This window comes from Ruegeria sp. AE3 (genome assembly GCF_056542225.1).
Map to the genome: position 1 here is coordinate 1 of NZ_JBQFZL010000041.1, position 1,980 is coordinate 1,980.

The following is a 1,980-nucleotide window of genomic DNA, read 5'->3' on the forward strand; positions in this document are numbered from 1 at the left end:
AGCTCCCCCTATTACTGTGCGACTTTTTGTTTGTGTTTGTTGAACTGTTGGTCGAAGAGGTTTTTGAAGGGGCCGTTTTTCTGCATGAGTTGGTCGAGGTTTCCCTGTTCGGCGATAGCGCCGTCCTGGATGACGATGATCTTGTCTGCCTCCAGCACGGTTGACAGGCGGTGGGCGATGACGATGACGGTGACATCCTGTGTCAGGGCGTCCAGCGCCTCTTTGACCAGCGATTCCGATTCCGCGTCCAGCGCGCTTGTGGCCTCGTCCAGCAGCAGGATTTCGGCCTTGCGCAGAATGGCGCGGGCAATCGCGATGCGCTGTTTCTGACCGCCCGACAGAAAGGTTCCGTTTTCGCCCACCGGGGTCTCATAGCCCTGCGGCAGGTCAGTGATGAACTGATGCGCATGTGCGGCCCGGGCTGCCGCGATCACCTCTTCATCGCTCGCCTCGGGTGCCGAGCAGCGCAGGTTGTCCATCACCGAGGCCGAGAACAGGAACGTGTCCTGACCGACATACGAGATTTTCCGCCGCAGCGAGGCAAAGCTGACATCCCTCAGGTCCCGGCCATCGATCTCGACGCTGCCCTGATCGGGGTCGTAAAACCGCATGATCAGGCCAAACAACGTGGATTTGCCACCACCGGACTGGCCGACAAGGGCGGTGGTTTTCCCGGCCTCGAAAGTGGCGCTCATGTTGTCGATCACCGGCACCGTGCCCTGATAGCCAAAGGTCACATTGCGCAGCGTGATCTGTCCGGGGCCGTCACTCAGGTCACGGGCCCGGGGGCTTTCCACCATCGTGTCCTCCTGATCCAGCAGGCTGAACAACAGGCCGACACCGACCATGCAGGTTTCAATCTGGACCCGCATCCTGGACAGGCGCTTGGCGGGTTCATAGGCCATCAGCAAAGCGGTGATGAAGGACATCAGCTGACCCGCGGTCGGCTGTTCGGTGCCCGCGATGCCCATCGTGCTGACAATGAGAACCCCGGCAACCGCCAGACCGGCCAGAAACTCCATCAGCGGGCTGGCAATGGCCTGCAGCCGGGCGATGTCGTTCGAGCGCTGTTCGACCTTCCGGATCGCGGTCTCCATTCGGTCGATCATGCGATCTTCAAGCGCAAACACCTTGATCACCTTGATCCCCGCCGAGGTCTCCTGCAGCACCCGGATGATCTCTGCCAGCGATTTGAACTCGGCCTGCATGATCGAGCGCACGCTTTTCAGCAGATACCGCACCCCCAGCAGGGCAATCGGGCCCACCACAAAGAACATCACCGACAGGACCGGCTGCTGATACACCATGACCACAATCAGGCCGACCAGGGTCAGGGCATCGCGGACAAACCCGGTGACCAGAACATCGATCAGGCTCCGGGCCGATTGCGCGCCATTGGTCGTGCGCATCAGCAGATCCGACGATTCAGTGGTCGAGAAGAACGACACTCCGTGCCGGACCAGCTTGCGGTACAGCTTCTCCTGCTGCTGAGCCACAATCCGGTTGCCCGCGCGTGCCAGAAAAACGGCCTGAATATACGAGGCCACCGCCTTGGTCAGGAACAGAAGCACAACCCCCAGCGCAATGACATGCACCCATCCCCGCAATTCCGGGCTGGTCATGGCATCGATGATATATTCCATCATGTAAGCCGAGCCGGCGGTGGTGACCGCCACCGCGATCATCGCCAGGATCGCAACGCCGTAAAGCCCGCCCTGCGCATAAAAGCTCTCACCGACAAGCCGGCCCATATAGCCCGATCGCCACTTGTTCCAGGCGCGCTTCATCATTGCGTTCTCCAAATCCGTGAAACGGTGCGCACGCCCAGATACCCCATATCCCGCCGCGCCTAAAGGACAGATGCAACCCTGCGGCAGACCAACCCATCCCAACATCCAAACACGCTAAATAAGACCTAACCACCAAACCCGCAACCAATACCAAATACTCAAGCAATCCATAACCGCAATCGAACGGCTA

1 protein-coding gene is annotated in these 1,980 nt (G+C 59.7%); it reads right to left on the minus strand.

Annotation, left to right across the window (positions count from 1 at the left end):
• Positions 1-11: 11 nt before the first annotated feature.
• Positions 12-1,790: an ABC transporter ATP-binding protein gene (locus tag ACR0NZ_RS20570; protein ID WP_480521561.1), complete on the minus strand. Its 1,779-nt coding sequence runs from the start codon at positions 1,788-1,790 to the stop codon at positions 12-14.
• Positions 1,791-1,980: the final 190 nt, after the last annotated feature.

Excerpts from the sequence above, each read along its gene's own strand:
- ACR0NZ_RS20570 (WP_480521561.1), bottom strand. The coding sequence starts at position 1,790 with ATGATGAAGCGCGCCTGGAACAAGTGGCGATCGGGCTATATGGGCCGG.